The organism is Occallatibacter savannae (assembly GCF_003131205.1).
GTDB classification, from domain to species: Bacteria; Acidobacteriota; Terriglobia; order Terriglobales; family Acidobacteriaceae; genus Telmatobacter; species Telmatobacter savannae.
This window is the reverse complement of sequence record NZ_QFFY01000008.1, coordinates 1-17,651: the sequence shown is the minus strand read 5'-3', so window position 1 is coordinate 17,651 and position 17,651 is coordinate 1. Positions and strand designations below refer to the sequence as shown.

Genomic DNA, 17,651 nt, shown 5'->3' with positions numbered 1-17,651 from the left:
GTGCTCGTGATTCCCCTCGAGGTCAAAATGAAAACCTTAAGAACATTTCTGCTGACGGCCATCGTGCCGGCTATCGTTTTCTCCCCTGTTTCGAAAGCGCAATTGTCATCTAATGCCCATGTTTGGGTGAGCGGCCTCAATGGTCCCCGAGGTCTGAGATTCGGTCCTGATGGTTCCCTGTATGTTGCAGAGGCGGGCGCTGGCGGCACCATCTCTACGCAGGGTAAATGCGTTCAGGTCATTCCCCCAGTTGGGCCCTATCTCGGCGGAATGACCAGCCGCATCTCCAAGATCGATCAGCATGGGAATCGCACCACGGTTGCAAGTGGATTCCCATCCACGACGGCAGCCGTTGGAGACTTGTCAGGTGTGGCGGACATAGCCTTTGTAGACGGATCGCTGTATGCACTTACCGCAGGTGCCGGATGCTCTCACGGGGGAGCACTGCCAAACGGCTTGTATCGGGTCAACCGCACGAACGGCTCTTACAAACTTGTTGCAAATCTCAGCGAATTTCTCCAGGAACATCCGGTTCGTTATCCGAATGTTGCTGACTTTGAGCCGGACGGCACCTTCTATAGCATGGCCGAATTCGAACACCGTCTCTACGCGGTCGAACCAAACCACGGCCAAATTATTTCGATCAGCACAGACGGCGAAATGCGCTCGGTGCTCGACGTGTCTGCCTCAGAAGGCCACATCGTCCCGACCGCAATCGTTGCTCATGATGGGCAGCTGTACCTCGGTAATCTGAATCTCTTCCCAATCGTCCCCACGTCTTCCCGGATCCTCACACTAGGAAACTCTGAGTGCAGCAAGGCCAGTTCCCCCGGTCTCGACGACGATGATTCCCCGCACAGCCTGCACATCCTAAACTCCAAGGCTGGGTTCACATCCGTGACTGGAGTGGCATTCGGACCAGATGGGTTGCTCTATGTGCTCGAATTGTCTGACGCACCGGGATACCCGACGCCGGGCGCCGGCAAGGTCGTGCGCGTTAACCGAAACGGCGCTATTGAGGACGTCGCCACCGGCTTTACCGTCCCGACCGCGATGACATTCGGCCCCGATGGCACTCTCTATGTCTCGAATCTGGGAGCCGCTCCTCCGGGAGCCGGTCAGATTGTGCGGGTAGACATTCACTAAATACCCGAAGTGCACTTCTCCTGAGGCGTAGCCATTGAATGTTTATTGGCTGCGCCCAGCTTTTACCATTCGAAACTCACACAATACGATTTCAGACGGCCGCTTGGTCCGGCGCACGACCCATTCCGAATAGAACTTGCGTTCCGGGCACGGAGACTCCAAAGCTGGCCATCGCCAGCCTGCCAAAGAATCTCTGTGGTGAACGAAGCTTGTCTGTCGACACAGCTGAAGACTGGACGAGACCTAAAATGAGCATTCAACCTCGCCGTCCAATTCTCAATGCGCTTCGCGATACCTTGAGTAAGCTGGAGGCCTACGCTGGACCAGAGACTCGCGCTCAGTCAGAACTCAAGAGAATCCTCCGCGAACGCATCTCGACCATTGAAGAGGGTCAGAAATCTTTGAAAGATACTCGAAAGCAGAGATGAGATAACCCTAGCGGCGTTGCCTGTTAAGAGCCTTCTGTTCAGACATTACTCCGAGTTAAGAGTCGAGATCCGCAATGAGTTTTTGATGCTCGATTGGCGCGAATTAGGGAAAATTAGCCGACTTTCCCGATATAAATCACGCTCAGCGCGAGCCATCGGCATGCCCTTCGAAAGCCTGCAGGAGGCCGTCGCAGAACTCGACGAATACGACCCCAAAAAACGAAGAAAGGCCCACGGGCTCCCCGCCGACGGGTCCTCGTTGGTGGGGTCTGTCAGTGCCTGGTATCCCGTCAGACCAAGTCCTAGCCATCTGCGCCTTCGTCAGTGGGCCTTTGAACGCACCTCCCTCCGCCAGGGCAACACCGCTCGTCTCAAGCGCTCCGGCTGGCGCGAGCGCCGTCTCTCCGAAGCCGACAGCCGCCAGGTCCGCGTCCTCGATTTCGAACGCGCCTTCTCCCGTCTCGATCCCATCCACCAACAAGTCCTGGTGCTCACCTATCGCGACGGTGTCCGCCACCGCGACTCCGCGCGCGTCCTGGGCATGAGCGAGCGCAACGTCTAATATCTCATCCCCACCGCCCGCCGCCGCCTCACCGACGTCCTCGACCGCTTAGACCTGCTGTGACCGAAGAGTCTTGACAGCAGAACAGACCCTATGTAGACTTTCGACTATGGGTACTGAGTCACCTCGAATTACAGGGCCAACCCTCAAAGTCATAGGGGCATTCTTGAGCCGGCCGGTGGACAAACAATCTGGTGTTGAGATCTCGAAAGCTACGGGACTCGCATCCGGGACACTATATCCGCTTCTCTTCAGGCTTGAGGAAGCGGGATGGCTGCAGAGCGAATGGGAGGCAGTTGTGCCCAGCGAAGTGAAAAGACCTCGCCGCCGACTTTATCGCATGACTGCGGTAGGCTCCGTCGCTGCAAGTGAGTCCGTGAAGGAACACTTTCCACAAGTGCCGGAGTTCGCACTGTGACCGGCCCTGCGATGTTCACCCTATTCCTCGCGGTCCTCGGAAGGTTCCTCAGCGACGAGATAAAGGCTTGGTCTGGGTGGCTTAGCAAAAAGATTCGTGGCATAGCGGTGACCAGACTCCCGGAGAACCTGCGAGAGCGGTACCAGGAAGAATGGGAAGGCGGAATCGAAGAAATTCCTGGCGAGATCTTTCGTCTGCTCTATAGCGTGGGACTTCTAAAAGCAGCTTCCGGAATTCGCCATTCAGCGCGGGCGAACTCAGTCATCTCAGAAACTTCTCTTCCATTTTCAAAGCGCCTGATGGACGTTGCGCTTGCCAGCGTTGTCCTCGTATTCTACGCGCCCTTCTTAACTCTCGTAGCCCTGGCGATCAAACTTGAATCTCCTGGACCTGTCTTTATTCGGTTACCTAGGCTTGGCAGCGGTCGGCGTACATTCGGGCGACTCGTCTTCCGAACCATGACCAACGAAGGTGCTGAATTACGGATGACGCGCCTTGGTCGTCTGCTGTGCAAAACAGCTCTCGACCAGCTCCCCGTTTTTTTCAACGTTCTTCGCGGAGATATGAGCATCGTCGGCCCCCCTCCGATCCAGCCTTTTAACATGATCGATGCTGCCAGCTCCCCACCAACTCCTTTCACTCCAGGCATCGTGAACTATGATGCGGATTTCTCCGCACAGGAGTGGAGTGTGTGGCGCGACCTCTCCACGATGACGCGAGTGGTGTCCCGAACGCTGATTCTTCAGATGAAGAAAGTTCCTGAGTCCGTGGACACATCCCAATTGGAGCCATAGCTCTGATCCCTCCAAACTGCTGTGACGGTCGTCACACGATATATCGGCACAGCAATTGCGCGGGTGGAATAATGGTGTCCGGCTTCCCAATGCCCTCGGACCCGTACCGGAACTTCGCTGAAATTCTCGAAGGAACTCTCTCGCTGCTCGACTACTACGAGCGCCGCATGCCCGATCCCCCCGCCAGCCTCGCCGAAGCCAAAGCCGCCATGCAGCGAGCGGCAGCCGACCTCCGCGCGCGGATCGCCCCCGAGCTGCCGGACTAATCAGCTCCTTCCAACGCCCCCTGGATGTACCTCAAGCAACTTGGTTCGCGTTGTTCTCATCCCTCCCTCTTGCGCCGGGAACTCGAAAGGGACCAATGATTCAGGATGGCAAGATGCTGTGCGATCGATGTCGCCAGCCCATTCCGCTCGGCGTCAGATCCTGCACTCAATTCCTGGTCGAATTCAACACAGACGCTCCTGACCGCCACTTCTGCGAAGCCTGCGTGTCTCAGGTGCAGAATCGCCCGCGAATGGACTGGCAGTCGGATGGTAACCAGCCCACATGAAAAGAGGCCGAAGCCGGGAGCACTGAAACCTGTCGCTCTGGCCATCCCACCTCATCAAAATCCTCATTCCCCCTAAGATCCGCTGGTGCTATATTGCAGTTGCGAACTTCCCATCGCGCAAGTTCATGCTCACAGCTCCCATCTTGTACGTCGGCGACGATATCTGCCACCGCGTTCCGGTCTTTGAACGGCTCGGTGTAAGGGTGCGCAGAATCCCCTGTTCCGAACGTGCGCTGTGCGACGTTCTCGATGAGGACACCCGGTACTCGGCCGTGACCTTCAACGAGGATCTGGAACCCATACCGGACGAACTCATCGCCATCATCAGTCGCTATCCCGCGCCCATCGTCCTGTTTGAAAATGCCTGCATCGCTTACAAGCCGGAAAGCTTCGACCTCATCATCCCCGCTCTCACGCCTCCGGGTTTCTGGCTGCAATGCATCCAGGCCACCATCGACGATTCCATGCGCCTGCGTGCCGAGTCCACTGCACTTCGCATTGACGCCGCCGCGGTTCGATCCGACACACGCGAACACCGCGCCCGCATGCATCGCCTTATCCCCACGCCTATCGACCTCGACGAAATCTGGCGCATAGACTGGAACACGGGCCGCCCCGCCTCTTTCCCAGCCGGACACGACGATCTCAAGAAGAGCTCGTGAAGCAAACTGACTGGGCAACCATGTCGGACGCCGATCTGCTGGATCGCCTCGACCTCCTCTAAAGTTCCATTGTCGCAATTCCGGCGATGTTATAGATTGGGCTGCAGGTCAACCCCCGGGCCCCTTCCCATGACCTACAAATGCGTTGTCCGTTTCGCTGCAACAGTCATCGAACTGTGCGTCGTCCCTCAGCCTCCCACCGCTTGGCGCTGGTCCATCTGTTTGCCGGACGGGCCCACCCTTGAAACCGGACTCTCGAACAGCCTGACCCGAGCGCAGACCACAGCCCAGTACAGACTTGCCGACCGCCTTAGAAGGGCAGGCATTGAACTCTCTCCCACCGAGCGCTTCCGCTGGCGCGAGGAACTCGACTCCTAGCTCGGCTCTGTAGCTCAGCACTGTGGGCGCGGGTGTCAGTAGGCGGGCGGTGCTTTCGCTGCTGGGGGAGGGCGAAGGGCTATTTTTTGCTCGGGTCGTCCGCAGGATTGACGTAGTTGAACTGCAAAGGTGCGCTTCCGTGAACCTGAACGATGACTTCGCCCGAGGCCATCGCGTAGTGGTGCATGTCAGGGTCGAGATAGGCAAAGCTACCAGCTGGGAATGATCCCATCTTGCTTGTGTCAAAGGTGTCCCCCATGCCGACTTTGAATGTCCCGGAGATGACCGTGACGTTTTCGCGCAAGGGATGCCAGTGTGGCGCTATCCGGTAGCCGCTAGGCATTTTCAAGCGGACGGTGTAGTCACCGCTGGAGGCACTTGGATCACCCTCTATGACGGCGAGCTGCGCTCCCGGAGCGATGAAGGGTGGCGCTGGACCCCACGGGATTGTCTCCGGGGTGAATGCGTTGTTCTCGTGAGAGGCGGGATGTGCGGCGGTCGTGAAGAGTTCGCCTGCGAGGCACAGCAGTCCAGCGAATGAGAGAGCGATCAGCAATGTTCGTTTCATACGTTTTCCTTTCCAGCTCTTGATGGGCATCATCGCGTGAATTGAGGGACATTGCAATGCAGCAGGTATAGCCTTTAAATATCTTTCGTATATCGCTGTAACTCCTTGACTTTTATTGGATCTAGATCCTTAAACTAAAGTCGTAATGCGGGTTACGAGGCGGATTGCTGGCGAAGTGGAAGTAGACCTGGGACGCTACGAGCTGCGGCGCGGGGGTCGGCGGATCAAGCTCGAGACAAAGCCTATGGAGTTGCTGATATTTCTGATTGGGCGACGGGAGCAGATGGTGCCACGTGAGGAAATCGTCAAGAAGCTTTGGCGGTCCGATTTGTTCATTGATACCGAAAAGAACCTTAACAATGTTGTGCGAAAGCTTCGCACCGCTCTCGGCGATAAGGTCGACAGTCCGCGTTTTCTCGAGACGGTAGTTGGCAAGGGATACCGATTCGTCGGGCCAGTGCGAATCATCGCAGCAAAACAACCTGGCTCAGCTGAGCGGAAGCCAGCTCACGATGCCTTCCGGGAAGATGGCATAGAGAGCGAGCGAATCTCTGTCGCCGTGGTGCCGCTGTTGCTGCTAGGGAAATGGACGGATGACCACGGTTTGTGCCTCGGTTTTGCAGATGCGCTCGTATCCCGTCTCGGAAACTTATTTGGCGTTGACGTGCTGCCAACATCAGCGGTCCTGAGCGTACCTCCAGAAGCAACCCCATCGGAGATCGCTTTCAGTTTGGGCGTCAGGTTCGTTATCCATGGCGCTGTTCAAATGTCGAAAGGGCAGTGGCGCATCTCGCTGGAGATGTTTGATACGCGTCTGGAGCGCTCCCTTTTCGCGAAGAAGTGTGACCTCGAGATTGATCGCCTGTTGAGTCTCGTGGACGGTATTGCGCAACAGGTCAGCGCTTCGTTGAATCGACCGTCAGCTCCAGCGATTGCCGAGCAGCGCCCAAGGTATAGCAAAGATCCTCTGGCCTATGCAGAGTTCATGCGAGGGTATCGGATTACGGCATCCGGTGATTCTTCGATGATGAGTCAAGCGATTGAGCATCTCACGAACGCTGTGACGCGTGATCCTGCGTTCGCTCTGGCTCACGCGACGCTCTCGTTTGCATGTTCAACCCGCCATTTCGAGTTCGACCCCTCGAATCTATGGCTGGAAAGAGCCGAGTTCCACTGCAGGCGCGCGCTCGAAATCGATGCGAACATTCCCGAGGGACACGTGGCGTGCGCCTTCCTTCTGTGGGGGCCGTCGAAGAACTTCCAGCACCTGGAGGCGATCGCGGAACTGAAGCGCGCTCTGGCGCTGCAGAGCAATCTCCCTCATGCGTATAACCGCCTTGGAACGATACTTGCCCATATCGGGCTGCTCGATCGCGCTCGTGAAATGTTCCAAAGGGGACGGCCTTTTCAGCCCAAAATGGCAATCAGCCCGAGCATCGTGCAGGTTTACATCTGGGGTCAGGAATACGAACTGGCACGTCAGCAAATTCATCTGTGGCGAACGGAGAACCCCGGTAACAAGTACCCGATCTACTACGCTCCTCAACTGGCCATGATGACTGGCGAAATAGAGGAAGCCGGCGTCTTGCTGGATCAGGCGATGAATGTCTTACCCGAAGAACCACTCTTAGTGAGTTTGCAAGGTATTTATCACGTTTTGAATGGGGATGATCGCAGGGCCCTGGATTGCGTATCCAAGGCTTGTGCAAGCCCAAAATCATTCGGGCATGCGCATCACTGTTACTACCAAATAGCTTGCATCTTTGCTCTGCTGGGCCGTCACGAAACCGCGTTTGATTGGCTGGAGAGGAGTGTCAGCAGTGGATTTGCGTGCTGGCCATTTTTTCTAAAGGACCCTTGCCTTGAGAATCTTCGTGGATTTTCTGCCTTTGAGGCTCTAGTGAGCTCGTTACAAGCCAAGTATCCGGACCATGTCGGGTTGTTCTAAGCATCCGGCTCCTGCATCTTGTTGCAGACGGTAATTTCCTGATAGCGAATGCAAGTTCAAAACGCGACAGAGGGGTAAGAAGTCTTGATCGCTGCCGTTCAAGCGAACGGTTACCATCGGAAAAGAGGTCGCGAATGTCAAAGTTGCGCGGTAGAGTTGTGTCCGGAATGGGCAACTTCTCGATTTGGATCGAAAGATTGCAGGATCATTATCAGAGGAAAACGGGAATGTTGCTTTTTCCTGGTACGCTCAACCTGCAACTGGATCAGCCTTGGTTTGTACCTCCGGGCAGCTTGCGTCTCGAAGGCGCGGAGTATGGAGGGACCGTCACTGTTCACATTGTTCCGTGCTCGATCTTTGGAAGACATGCTTTCATCCTTCGCACCGCGGCGAATGATGAAGGACGGGGGCATCACCCGCAGACCACTATCGAAATCGCAACGGACACCAAGCTGCGCGATGCCCATCAGTTGAGGGACGGCGATTGGGTTGAAGTCGAGATCTCTGACGAGGCTGTCGCGTCGTGAGTCAATACATCGCGAGCATAGCTATCATCGTGCGTGAATACGATGAGGCAATTCGGTGGTATAGCGAGATTCTCGGCTTTCGCCTTGTCGAGGATGTGCGACTAACAGACACCAAGAGGTGGGTTCGGGTTGCGCCTGCCGGATCTAAGGATTTCAGTCTGCTTCTGGCCCGAGCCGTCACGCCAGAACAGAGTTCGAGGATCGGAGATCAAACGGGTGGTCGCGTGTTTCTCTTTCTGAACACCGATGATTTCTGGCGCGATTTCAACGCACTATCCCGCAGAGGTGTGGTGTTTCGCCGGCCGCCGGTAGAAGAACCGTATGGAACAGTCGCTGTTTTTGAAGACCTCTATGGAAACCTTTGGGATTTGATCCAGCCGCGCATCAACTCATGTTGAACGTTGGAACGGCACCCATCGTCGAAAATGAGGACAGCAGTTTCAGCCGACAATCGCTGTAAGCCCGAGAATCCCGGCAACCAGAGCCTCGTTTCCTTCGACGTTGATCTGTGAACGCACCGCGTCCCGAGAAATGCCTTTCGTAAAGACCCGCCACGCAATCGCGTCGGGCAGAATGACCTTGCAAGCAATGTTTTTCGGATACTCTCTCGCGAAGCTCCAACCTTTGGCATCCCTCGACACTGCCCACTCTCCTCCCGATTCTCCAGAAATCTCCAAGAGCACGCTGGTCCCGGCTGGAGCATCCATGTCCCGATAGGAGTGTGGCAAACCGCGGACGAAGCAATCCAGTACAGGGTGGTAAAGTTCCCGAATCATAATGCCCGGTTGGCCAGTCGCAAGCCGAATCTGCTGTTGGTGATGCCATCGCTCTGTCAATTCACGGGCCGTGTCAAACCAGTTTAGCGATTTATCTTCACCCGCCCAACTGACGTTGAAAGTAGCGGGGGCATACGGATCGAGAGATTCGTGAAAACTTGCTGATTGATCGCAGGCCAGTGCCGTCAAATCGATCATCGCAGCAGGGCTCAAGCGGCGGTAAACTGTGACGCCTTCATTGTTCAAGCGGTTGACGTAGGCGACAACATCCTGCGGGGATTGAAGGCGGACGTTCTCAACAAAACAGGAATCACGGACCAGCGAGAGCTTGCGGAGGGCCGTGTCAAGGAGATGTGCAGCCACATCCCGAACCTTCCATCGCGGTGCAACAGTCTGCAAATCCCACTCTGCGACCGTCAGTGAGCGAAGCAATTCTAGAAGCGCAGCGTCTACTTTGCGCAGTAGGTGAGCGCAGATGATCGGCTCGCTTCCACCGAGTTGACTGTTCGTTTCCATGGTTTCAATCTAGCAAATCGAGTCTGCGTGACAACCTAGTCCCAAGCCATAAAGGCCTACTCCTCCGATGGTCCGGACGATGCTGTACCGCCCTTCTACTTGAGATAAAATCCAGATGCTGCGGACAACACTCGGCTGCTTCGGGCTTCTGCTCAGCAGCGCCGAAGAAGAATCCGGGCGAGCGATTCGAGTACAACAATTGCGACTACCTGGTTCCGGGTGCGGTTCTAGAGCGGATCACAGGCGAACGATACGCAGAATTAGACCTTGTCAAATGTTGACCGGTTTCAAAGTGCTTCTCGTACGCCGTTAACCAGGAAGGCAATTTCGCTTACTTCATTGAGTTGCCTGGAACATGCGGGTGCATATCATTGAGGCGTGCTCCCAAACAGGCTAGAAATATTGTGTCTTGTAGCGGCTGTCTCTGCCGGCTCGCTGGGGCACATCTGCCATGCGCAGCGGCCCGCGGTTCCGGTCACGCAAACACGCTACCATTTGGGCGACAACCCGGATTGGGCTGATCCTTCGTTCGATGATTCAGCGTGGCGAGTAGCGAACGGGGCACTCATTCCCTGGCCGCCTCCCGCAAGCGATGGAATGGTCTGGCTGCGTTTCCGAACGGTTGTGCCGCCTGACCAAAGCCCGCTGGCTATCCGTCTGGATCGTGAGCAGGGAGCTTGCTCTCCGGGTGAGTTCTGGGTGAATGGCGTCCACCTCGGAAGCCAGGGACGCTTCCCGCCGCAGCCATTTGCTACAGAGCGTTGCGCAACGAGCGTATTCGATATTCCAGCCGGGGTGGTTGTTCCCGGTGGAACAGCCGTGGTCTCGTGGCGGGGTTGGCTATTGCCGATCTGGCGATCGAGGATAGACTTCACTCCTCCAGTACTGTTCTCGGTCAGCATAGGCTCGCGGGCACTGGAGCTTTCTCGAGAAAGTGATGCACGAGCGCACGCCCAGTTGGCATTGCGATTCGATACATTTCTTTGGAGTCTTGAGGCGCTCATTTCTTTCCTTCTGCTCGCCGTATGGTGGCGCACGGGTGCCGGAGGCTCATTGTTCTGGTTCGCGATCTTCGCGTTGAGCTGGTCTTCGATGGGGTATTGGAATGCGCTCAGGCCGATCGGCTTGTCTTACGTCGTTTTTTGGCTTGTCTCTTGTGCCTTCTGGGCGATCGTCAACGTTTCCCTGTTCGAGTTGATCAAGACCGCTCTTCACTCGCCGACATGGGCCGTGCGTACCCTCGAGGGAATTGGGATTCTGTGGCCCATTCTCTTATCCCTGCCGGCGTTGGCAATTTCGTCCATCCCTGGTCTTGGTTTGCTGGTTGTAGTGCTGTATCTGTTGACCGGGATCACGTTCCTCGGCGTAATAGCTCTGGCTTCATGGGCCTGGTGGCGAGGACAGAGAGATACTCGGGGCCTTGCAATTACGTTGTTCTGTGCAGGCGTGGCATACATGCTGGTAGATAACCTCGATCTGATATCTAGACTGCGGATCGGTAATTTCGAGGTGCAGCCGGACAATCTGGCTACGGCGCTGGTCACCGGAGCGATGTGTTACCAGCTGCTGATCAAACTCTGGGATGACTGGCGCAGGAAAGAAGAGCTGGATGCGGAGTTCGACGCAGCACGGGAGGTGCAGCAGCAGCTCGTCGTGCCCGCAGTCGACCTCCCCGGCTTTCAAATTCAGAGCGCCTACGTTCCCGCCAAACGAGTGGGAGGAGATTTCTTTCGCATCCTGCCGGGGCCAGACGGAAGCGTCCTGCTCGTTGTCGGAGATGTCAGTGGCAAAGGCCTGAAAGCCGCGATGACGGTGAGCGCCATCATGGGCGCTTTGCGGGGCTGTCCTGCGTACAAGCCAGCCGAGATTCTTGCTTATCTGAACCAGGTGCTCTGTGGACAGATGGACGGCTTTGTCACCTGCTGTGTCGCGTTGATCGAGCGGGATGGCGCGATGACCTTGGCAAATGCGGGCAATCCGCCGCCATATTGCAATGGCGAAGAGATGGCGGTGCAAGCAGGATTGCCGCTCGGAATCGTGGCTAGTGCGAGCTACGAAGAAACTCGCTATACGATTGCCGCTGGGGAGAGGCTGACATTCGTTTCAGATGGAGTGTTGGAAGCCACCGACGCGAAAGGTGAGTTGTACGGATTCGAACGCACCCGAGCCGTTTCCGCCAATTCCGCGCAGCAAATCGCAGCGGCAGCAGAACTGTTCGGTCAAGAGGATGACATCACCGTTCTGTCTATAACGCGAAACTCCGATGTGAGTTCAGCGATTGCGTGATCGAGGAGACCCCTGCACATCTAAATGACGGGTTGAGGTCGGATGGTCGGCAATACAGATATTTGCCGATCCTTCGACCCCGACCCGAAATGTCCGAATACGCAGTCAGACGCCCAGAAATCATAGCCGACAGCATTTTCTTCGCTATTTGAGTTTCCCCCAGAGTGGAAGCTGGGCTTATCCTTGACCAGTTCATCATCACGATGGCCATCTACGCAATTGAACATCAGACCTGAAAAGGTGAGCAAGTAGGCCCCGGAGAACACCTTTGTCGAATCAACTATTCGCCCTGCTGATTCTGGCCACCCTTCCATTACAGATAGAGGCAGTTAAAATTCCGGGTGTTCCGGATATCGTACTGCTGAATGGTCGCGTATTCACCGGCAATGCACAGCATCCATATGTGCAAGCGATCTCGATACGTGGCGACCGCATCCTCGATACAGGTACAAACAGCAATATCCTCTCCGAGGCCGGCGCTTCCACGAGACAAATCAACCTCGGCGGCAGGTTGGTCATACCTGGAATCAATGATGGCCATGTTCACTTCGAGGCGGATGTGACTGGAACCAAGCTGGATTTCGGTACCGATCCAGATCCAGCCTGTTCTCAGGTCCTCGACACCATACGAAAAGCGGTGGCGAAGTCGCCAGACGGAACGCTTCTGAGCGGCATCATCGGCCAGAGAGCCTTCTTCGACCCGGAGTGCACACCAGCGATACTTGATCGAATCGGGGGAAGGGATCCCATCGTGCTGTCAATGGATAGCCCTCATTCCGGAATGTTGAATGAAGCTGCGTCACAGCGATTCCATGTTGACGAACAGGCCCCACCACCGTTGGCGGGGTTCTTCGGCAAGGATATGAAGTCAGCGCACTGGGACGGAGTGGTTCACGAGTCGGCATGGTTCCGCATACGCGAGATGCTGATGGGCGATGTTGAAGGAGAACCGGACCGGCTCCGTAGAGTTCTTGATCGCGAGGCACGTTGGGGCGTCACTTCCATTACTCTTCTCGACGTGTACCCCGCTCGTCGGGTGCAACAACTGGCTGCAATCGATTCGCCATTGCGCATACGCGTGGTGCCATTCCTAGAATTCCAGGAGAAAGATCGGCGTAGAGAAGCAGAGTATCCATCCGTTCCAGCTGGGCTCAGAGACCGTGTGACGGTAAGCGGCCTCAAATACCTGCTCGACGGCACACCCGAAGAGAGATCGGCTGCGACACGCGTGCCCTATGCAGACGACCCGAGCACCTCCGGACAGATCGATTTTTCTCGCCACGAAATCGAAGCCATTCTTCGGGAAGCGAAGCCCCGAGATGTCCAGTTGCTCCTACACGTTATTGGAGATCGGACGACTGAAACACTGCTTGATGCGATGGACGCGACAGGAGGCGTGGAGGCTTGGTCTCAACGGCGCCTTCGCATCGAACATGGCGACGGCATTATGCCAGATCAAATTCCCCGAGTTAAGAAGCTGGGCATCATCGTCGTTGAGAATCCCACGAACTTTACCCTCGGCGGTCTTATGCGCGAACGCTTTGGACAGAAAAAGGCTGCTGTCGTGCAAGCCTTTGGTTCCTTGCTGAGAGCTGGCATACCGCTGGCAATCGCCACGGATTCGTCGCCGGAGACTCCGGTCGCAAATCCCTATTTGCACATCATGTACGCGAGTGCCTATCCCGGGAAACCGAAGGAATCGATCTCGCGGGACCAAGCTGTGATTGCGTTCACGCGCACAGCGGCATATGCCGAATTCGCGGAGAAGAACAAAGGAACGCTCGAGCCAGGAAAGCTCGCTGACTTAGCTGTGCTCTCCCAAGACATCTTCAAGATCCCTACAGACGACCTGCCGAAAACTGAGTCCCTTCTGACCATCGTAGGTGGCCGGGTGGCGTTTGCCGGCACACCGTTCGCTAATTCGAATCAAATACCTGTAAAGTGAAGTCCGCGGTGGCCATGCCACGATGTTATCTCCGTGCAAAACCACGGCCTGGGTTCGTGGGTTGCGCGGGTATTGTCGGCTATATACGAAAGTAGTTGCCGTTGAAGCTTGTTATCGTCGCAGAAGACGGGGGGCTGTACTGCTAGCAATGACCAGGAGCAATTACGCGCGTGCGGCGGCTTGTGGGCGGGCTTCGTATCTCGACGTCGAAACTGGTTTCTTCAGAGTTGAGGGCGGGATATGGAGGATCGCTTCTAAAAGACGAATTCGTTGCTGAAGCGCCTCTCTTACAATGACCTGTTTCGCGGAAAGTGGGCTCTTTCTCGACTCCAATTTGGAGAGAGTAGCCCTTAGGACCACAAGCAAATCGAATGAAGGCGGATTGAGCTGACGCATTGGCATTTTTATTGAGTGCAGCAAAGGGATGAGAACTGGGATAGAAAGACACCAGGGCCGGACACCCTCCCCCGAGGAATCAGGCCCACATGGTGTGTCCTGGGTTGGTTTTTACCCGATGAGCAACGGTATATTTCCGGCTCGAATAACGTCAAGAAAAATCGATTAACTATTCCATCAGGCCGTCGGGCGAGTCTGTTCAGTGGGTGTTGGCCACCTGCGGCTAATCACTACCCGTAGAACCTCTACAACTGTCACGCATCGTGGAATCCTGATAATCGTGGACCTGGGCACCCCAGGTCCCGAGGTGGAACGAGAGCTTGATGATCGTCCAGTCGTTTCAGGAGATGATTACCGTCTTCGGATTAGTGTCCGCTTTCAGGCTAGGACAACCACTGGTGCAGTAGTAGTACGTGCCGGGAGAGCTCTGCAGTGTGGCCTCAACGGAGCTTCCCGCAGTGATAGTGAAGCCTGGAGCGGGGCTCGAGAAAGCGAATGACTGGTTGGCACAGGCGTTGACAGTAACGGTGTTGCCGGTGTGGTTCTCCAATTCCACGGTGCTGCTATGGACTCCATTAAATCCATTACCGCATACATTCTTTTTGTCGCTCATTGATCTCCCTTTCGGCCTTGGTTATCTCGATTCGAACAGATAAAGCCTGCGACGTAACGAAAGCGCAGTGATTGGGGGCGGGGCTAAAGAGTATCACGGGAGAGAAAGCGTAAGGAAGTTTTTGCTAATGGGGATGCTGGGCCTTGCCGACAATTTGCTGGTATCGCGGATTATCGATCAGGTTCTGGAATGCGACCAAATCCTGGAATTTTCGTGCAGAATAGCCTGCCTCGATTGCTTTGCTCATCCATTCCAGCGCAACACCTGTGTCGCCGAGATCGTTGTAGATCTGCGCCGCGGTGGCAAGCAATTCTTTTTCTCCATGGCCGTACTGGAAGGCCTTTCGCAAATACTCCTCTGCATGCTCCTTATCGCCAACCGAGGCATAATAGACTGCCAGATCGCTCAGGACGTCGCTATCGTGTGGATTGACCTTGAGCTCTTCACTCGCCAACTCGATTGCCTTCGCGTAGGAAGCGGACGCTTGCCGTTTCTCACCTGCATAACGCTGGGCCGAGGCCAGGTTTCCCCAGGTGACATATTGTTTCGGATTGAGCTTAACGGCGTGCTGGTAAGCTTCAGCCGCCTCTGTCAGCTTGTGAAGGCCAAGATAGCTTGTACCCAGATCTGTATAGCCGGCATAAGTTGGGTTCAGGGCAATGGACTTCTTTAGCGGTTCCAGGGCTTCCAGGAAACGTCCCAGCTCATTGTATGTTCCGCCCAGGTTCACATACCCAGCGTAGTTTTCCGGGGCCACTTCGGTGACCTTCTGGAACATTCGAACAGCGTTCTCATAATCGCTGCGGCGGTAATAAAACGCTCCCTTTGCATTTTGTGCGAAGTAACTCTGCGGATGTATATCGATTACCCCCTGATACGCCGCCTCCGCTTCATCCAACTTGCCCTGTCGTTCCAGTATGGTTGCCAAGCCAATCCCGGCGCTCTCGTTGGCGGGTTCCAGTTCCGTGGCGATCCGATATTCCGCTACGCTCTCGCCATAGCGTCCGGTTCCACCATAGACCAAGCCGAGACAGATGTGGCCCGCTGCTCCGGCATTGCCCAGCTTGATGGCGGAATCGCACTCGTCGCTGGCTTGTCTGGTCAGGCGTTCGTCTTTGGTCAACGCGTATTTACGCCAGAACGATTCGCCTAAACTCGCCCTGGCCGCCCCGAAATTAGGATCAATCTTCAGTGCTTCCCGGATCATCACGATTGCGTTCTCGAGATTTTCAGTCTTGGTGTAATCCACCAGATATCCGCGTGCCTGTATGTAAAAGTTGTAAGCTTCGGGCGATGCAGTTCCATGCAGCTTGAGCGCTGACATCTCCTCGGGCCGAAGCTTTAGGCGGAGTGCGCTGACCGTTCCCTCGACCACGTTATCTTCCACCGCGAATTCATCGGCAGCGGGCACCGTTATGGAACTGCCGCCGACAATAGCGCCCCCTTGAGCAATGTGGATCGCGTACCTGACCCTGACCAGATCTCCGATCCGCTCGAGATTCACCGAGAGACCGAGGTTGGCCCCAAACTGGCGGCGCGCATCAGCCAGCGTTGTTACGTTTTTCTCACGCAGGTTACGTACCGGCAGTACTTCAAACGGCCGGTTTTCTGCGAGGAGGGACAACTTGGATCCCACGCTCTCCACCAGTCCCTGGCCGAGTGCGTTCAGATGCGGATCTTGCGCAGCAGAGGTGAAGGGGAGCAAGGCGAGGACGGCAGGGCTGGGTAAGGTGGCCGGCGCAACTGGCACGTTGCCCGTGCGATGCTGCAACCATCCCCGACCGAACCATGCAATGGCTCCGGCAGCAATCAAAACCGCGGCGAAACCACCAATCTTGATCCAGGTGCGCCAGCGTGACTGGGTCCAGTGGAGGTTGAGAGCTGACTTTGAGGCCTCCTCCCTTGAGCGCCGAAGGTCGGCAGGCAGCTTCAGCGATTTCGAAAGGCGCGTTTGAGTTGGTTCGGCTGCTGCGTCAAGCGTGATTGTGACTTTTTCAAGGTCCTTCAGGAGCTCCGAACAGCTTTGATATCGCTTCAGACGGTCCTTTGACAGCGCGCGATAGACGATTCGCTGTAATTCGAGGGGCGTGTCTCCCAGCGAAGCCGGCGGGGCATTCAGCACCGCGAGGACAGTCGCGGAAACGGTGTCACGCTGGAACGGATTGCGTCCCGTCAGCATCTCCGCCATCAATACACCCAGGGCCCAGATGTCAGATCGCTCATCGGCGACACCGTTGAGTGACTGTTCAGGAGCCATATACCCGACGGTTCCTACGGCGCCATTTGTCAGAGTGGCGGTCTGCTCAGTCACCCGTGCGAGGCCAAAGTCAACGATCTTCACAAGTCCGGAACTCGTATACATCACGTTGGATGGCTTGATGTCGCGATGAATAATGCTGTGCGAATGGGCCGCCGCGAGCCCTCGGGTAATCTGTTTCGCGGTATCGAGTATTTCGGGCAGTGTCATTGGCGCGCCGAAGTAGATGCGCGAGGCGAGTGACTGGCCATCATAGAACGCCATTACGATGAAGACTCGACCGTCTTCGGTGGACTCAATGCCGTAGATCGCACCGATATTGGGATGATCGAGGGCTGCGGCAAGGCGGGCTTCCTGGATGAAGCGCTGCTTGTCTTTCTCGCTGGCATTCACTTCGTCGGGAAGGAATTTGAGCGCTACCAAGCGCTCCAGTTTAAGGTCACGGGCACGGTACACCACGCCCATGCCGCCTTTGCCGACGTGGCCGACGATCTGGTAGTTGCCTGCAACGATTTCGCCAATTGCGAACTGGGTCTGCTGAGGAGTGGTCGATCTCGCTCGCTTGGCGTCTGCGTCAGCCATAGGTTTCTCAGGTACGCGCTTTGCACTCGGAGATTGACAGTATAGGGTCCGGCTTTGCCAAAAGTATATGTTCCCAAGCTCGCTGGGAGCGGACTATTTCGGTTCAGAATCAGCTGAGTTATTTGTCAGCTCATCTGGAGGAGAATCATCGATTGGGCTTGTATTTTCTATGGCGGATTGGTCTCCTCAAGCGGGGAGAGTATCAAGACTCGTCTGGATCCTGGCATTGCTGCCCTGGCCACTCTTTTTTTGACACATTCATTGCGCCAGGTGCTTTGGTGAGCCGGCAGCCGATC

General features: G+C 55.9%; 15 protein-coding genes. 11 read left to right on the top strand and 4 right to left on the bottom strand.

Going from position 1 to position 17,651, the window contains the following annotated elements; genetic code table 11:
* Window positions 1-27 precede the first annotated feature (27 nt).
* The 6 genes from DHV10_RS23785 to DHV10_RS23750 all read left to right on the top strand — a co-directional run bounded on the left by DHV10_RS23785 (window position 28) and on the right by DHV10_RS23750 (window position 4,563).
* Complete coding sequence (locus DHV10_RS23785) at window positions 28-1,146, top strand: ScyD/ScyE family protein (protein ID WP_162601845.1); 1,119 nt, start codon at window positions 28-30, stop codon at window positions 1,144-1,146.
* A gap of 588 nt (window positions 1,147-1,734) precedes the next feature.
* Window positions 1,735-2,136: an RNA polymerase sigma factor gene (locus DHV10_RS27380; protein WP_162601844.1), complete on the top strand. Its 402-nt coding sequence runs from the start codon at window positions 1,735-1,737 to the stop codon at window positions 2,134-2,136.
* A gap of 109 nt (window positions 2,137-2,245) precedes the next feature.
* Entirely contained in the window at window positions 2,246-2,554 is a 309-nt protein-coding gene (locus tag DHV10_RS28430; RefSeq protein WP_109488924.1) for a helix-turn-helix transcriptional regulator, read from the top strand.
* A gap of 11 nt (window positions 2,555-2,565) precedes the next feature.
* Window positions 2,566-3,348, top strand: a complete 783-nt coding sequence (locus tag DHV10_RS23765; RefSeq protein ID WP_162601842.1) for a sugar transferase — start codon at window positions 2,566-2,568, stop codon at window positions 3,346-3,348.
* Window positions 3,349-3,437: 89 nt separating this feature from the next.
* Window positions 3,438-3,614: a hypothetical protein gene (locus DHV10_RS23760; protein WP_162601841.1), complete on the top strand. Its 177-nt coding sequence runs from the start codon at window positions 3,438-3,440 to the stop codon at window positions 3,612-3,614.
* 412 nt (window positions 3,615-4,026) lie between these two features.
* Window positions 4,027-4,563, top strand: a complete 537-nt coding sequence (locus DHV10_RS23750; protein WP_109488920.1) for a hypothetical protein — start codon at window positions 4,027-4,029, stop codon at window positions 4,561-4,563.
* A gap of 457 nt (window positions 4,564-5,020) precedes the next feature.
* Here the strand turns inward: DHV10_RS23750 and DHV10_RS23740 are convergent, their stop codons facing one another.
* Window positions 5,021-5,509 (bottom strand): cupin domain-containing protein, encoded by a 489-nt coding sequence (locus DHV10_RS23740; protein ID WP_109488918.1) that lies wholly within the window; start codon window positions 5,507-5,509, stop codon window positions 5,021-5,023.
* 145 nt (window positions 5,510-5,654) lie between these two features.
* Between DHV10_RS23740 and DHV10_RS23735 the strand changes: the two genes are divergently transcribed.
* The 3 genes from DHV10_RS23735 to DHV10_RS23725 all read left to right on the top strand — a co-directional run bounded on the left by DHV10_RS23735 (window position 5,655) and on the right by DHV10_RS23725 (window position 8,382).
* Window positions 5,655-7,457, top strand: a complete 1,803-nt coding sequence (locus DHV10_RS23735) for a TPR end-of-group domain-containing protein (protein WP_109488917.1) — start codon at window positions 5,655-5,657, stop codon at window positions 7,455-7,457.
* Between the two features lie 134 nt (window positions 7,458-7,591).
* Window positions 7,592-7,984, top strand: a complete 393-nt coding sequence (locus DHV10_RS23730; protein WP_338042636.1) for a DUF120 domain-containing protein — start codon at window positions 7,592-7,594, stop codon at window positions 7,982-7,984.
* The gene (locus DHV10_RS23725; protein WP_109488916.1) at window positions 7,981-8,382 is read left to right on the top strand and encodes a VOC family protein; all 402 of its coding nucleotides are present in this window, start codon (window positions 7,981-7,983) and stop codon (window positions 8,380-8,382) included. The genes DHV10_RS23730 and DHV10_RS23725 overlap by 4 nt, the downstream gene beginning before the upstream one ends.
* A 42-nt stretch (window positions 8,383-8,424) precedes the next feature.
* Here DHV10_RS23725 and DHV10_RS23720 read toward each other — a convergent pair whose 3' ends face one another.
* Entirely contained in the window at window positions 8,425-9,276 is an 852-nt protein-coding gene (locus tag DHV10_RS23720) for a maleylpyruvate isomerase N-terminal domain-containing protein (RefSeq protein WP_109488915.1), read from the bottom strand.
* Window positions 9,277-10,329: 1,053 nt separating this feature from the next.
* Here DHV10_RS23720 and DHV10_RS23710 point away from each other — a divergent pair.
* Complete coding sequence (locus DHV10_RS23710; RefSeq protein ID WP_162601840.1) at window positions 10,330-11,562, top strand: PP2C family protein-serine/threonine phosphatase; 1,233 nt, start codon at window positions 10,330-10,332, stop codon at window positions 11,560-11,562.
* A 268-nt stretch (window positions 11,563-11,830) separates the two neighbouring features.
* Complete coding sequence (locus DHV10_RS23705) at window positions 11,831-13,507, top strand: amidohydrolase (protein ID WP_109488913.1); 1,677 nt, start codon at window positions 11,831-11,833, stop codon at window positions 13,505-13,507.
* A gap of 736 nt (window positions 13,508-14,243) precedes the next feature.
* On the opposite strand, the gene DHV10_RS27375 is transcribed toward DHV10_RS23705, so the two are convergent.
* Window positions 14,244-14,516, bottom strand: a complete 273-nt coding sequence (locus DHV10_RS27375) for a hypothetical protein (protein ID WP_162601839.1) — start codon at window positions 14,514-14,516, stop codon at window positions 14,244-14,246.
* 124 nt (window positions 14,517-14,640) lie between these two features.
* A complete protein-coding gene (locus DHV10_RS23700; RefSeq protein WP_109488912.1) occupies window positions 14,641-17,355 on the bottom strand; it encodes a serine/threonine-protein kinase in 2,715 nt (904 codons plus the stop codon).
* Window positions 17,356-17,651 lie beyond the last annotated feature (296 nt).

Coding starts and splice junctions, on each gene's coding strand:
- DHV10_RS23785 (WP_162601845.1), top strand. CDS start 28: ATGAAAACCTTAAGAACATTTCTGCTGACGGCCATCGTGCCGGCTATC.
- DHV10_RS27380 (WP_162601844.1), top strand. CDS start 1,735: ATGCCCTTCGAAAGCCTGCAGGAGGCCGTCGCAGAACTCGACGAATAC.
- DHV10_RS28430 (WP_109488924.1), top strand. CDS start 2,246: ATGGGTACTGAGTCACCTCGAATTACAGGGCCAACCCTCAAAGTCATA.
- DHV10_RS23765 (WP_162601842.1), top strand. CDS start 2,566: ATGTTCACCCTATTCCTCGCGGTCCTCGGAAGGTTCCTCAGCGACGAG.
- DHV10_RS23760 (WP_162601841.1), top strand. CDS start 3,438: ATGCCCTCGGACCCGTACCGGAACTTCGCTGAAATTCTCGAAGGAACT.
- DHV10_RS23750 (WP_109488920.1), top strand. CDS start 4,027: ATGCTCACAGCTCCCATCTTGTACGTCGGCGACGATATCTGCCACCGC.
- DHV10_RS23740 (WP_109488918.1), bottom strand. CDS start 5,509: ATGAAACGAACATTGCTGATCGCTCTCTCATTCGCTGGACTGCTGTGC.
- DHV10_RS23735 (WP_109488917.1), top strand. CDS start 5,655: ATGCGGGTTACGAGGCGGATTGCTGGCGAAGTGGAAGTAGACCTGGGA.
- DHV10_RS23730 (WP_338042636.1), top strand. CDS start 7,592: ATGTCAAAGTTGCGCGGTAGAGTTGTGTCCGGAATGGGCAACTTCTCG.
- DHV10_RS23720 (WP_109488915.1), bottom strand. CDS start 9,276: ATGGAAACGAACAGTCAACTCGGTGGAAGCGAGCCGATCATCTGCGCT.
- DHV10_RS27375 (WP_162601839.1), bottom strand. CDS start 14,516: ATGAGCGACAAAAAGAATGTATGCGGTAATGGATTTAATGGAGTCCAT.
- DHV10_RS23700 (WP_109488912.1), bottom strand. CDS start 17,355: ATGGCTGACGCAGACGCCAAGCGAGCGAGATCGACCACTCCTCAGCAG.